Origin of the sequence: Geobacillus sp. WSUCF1, assembly GCF_000422025.1 — a bacterium.
Lineage (GTDB): Bacteria > Bacillota > Bacilli > Bacillales > Anoxybacillaceae > Geobacillus > Geobacillus zalihae.
Genome location: NZ_ATCO01000075.1, coordinates 1 through 821 on the forward strand (window position 1 = coordinate 1; position 821 = coordinate 821).

Annotated in this window: 2 pseudogenes; both read right to left on the reverse strand. The window is 49.6% G+C overall.

Features of this window, described 5'->3' with window-relative positions:
• Positions 1–18 precede the first annotated feature (18 nt).
• A pseudogene (locus I656_RS19170) lies at positions 19–233 on the reverse strand (helix-turn-helix domain-containing protein); the annotation flags it as partial.
• Between the two features lie 81 nt (positions 234–314).
• Positions 315–743, reverse strand: a pseudogene (locus I656_RS17915) (transposase); the annotation flags it as partial.
• Positions 744–821 lie beyond the last annotated feature (78 nt).

The following is an 821-nucleotide window of genomic DNA, read 5'->3' on the forward strand; positions in this document are numbered from 1 at the left end:
TTAACTTGATGGGTATGGTTCCAGGCCCCCTTCGTTAAACAGCGACACATAATGGGAAACGGTTTGGCGGCACACGTTGACCATGGAGCCACGTCTTTGCCCAAATAGCCTTCCATGACCAGGCGGACGGCCATCACACGTTGGCGGAGATGAGCGTTTTTGATCTTCCGTTCCTGCTTGCGGAGTTTCCGGGGCGTCCATCCATGGTTGTCGGTGATGTTGAGACGTTTCATGCAGAATTCCGCTCCTTTCCCATGCTTTTCCTTAGGAGCAGTATAACCAGAGTGGGCACCGCTTATGCGAAGGTTAACTTTTCAATGAGCATGTATATAGGAGCGAGGATGAATGTCTAGGATCTTCGGGGGAGGCTCTAGTCCTAGAGTCGCAAAGGTTTGCCCTTATTTGGCGGTCAGTTCTGTCCGCTGATAAAGGTCCCCGTATTTCGAAGAAAAATGTCCGAGTGTGAGACGCTAGCATTCCTCTCTTACTTTCGGCCACGATTCGTTGGTCCGAATCTTTACGATGCGAACCAGCAAGAGAACCAGCTAACTGAGCAGCACATGCACACGAATGCGGTCTTCCAAGCGATGATACATGGGTCGCAATTCCAATGTCGATTTCAGTGTACGAAAAGCCAGCTCGATATCCACCAGCTGCTTATATCCCAGCGCGACATCCTCGGCAGACAGTGTGTCATCGGACGTGCGGATAAGATATTTGCCATCATACTTTTCGGCTAAACGTGTGCCTATGGAATTCAGGGTTTTTTCCTAGGTTGACAACCCCAAAGTCCTTGATATAACGGGATTTCTGGACTTTTT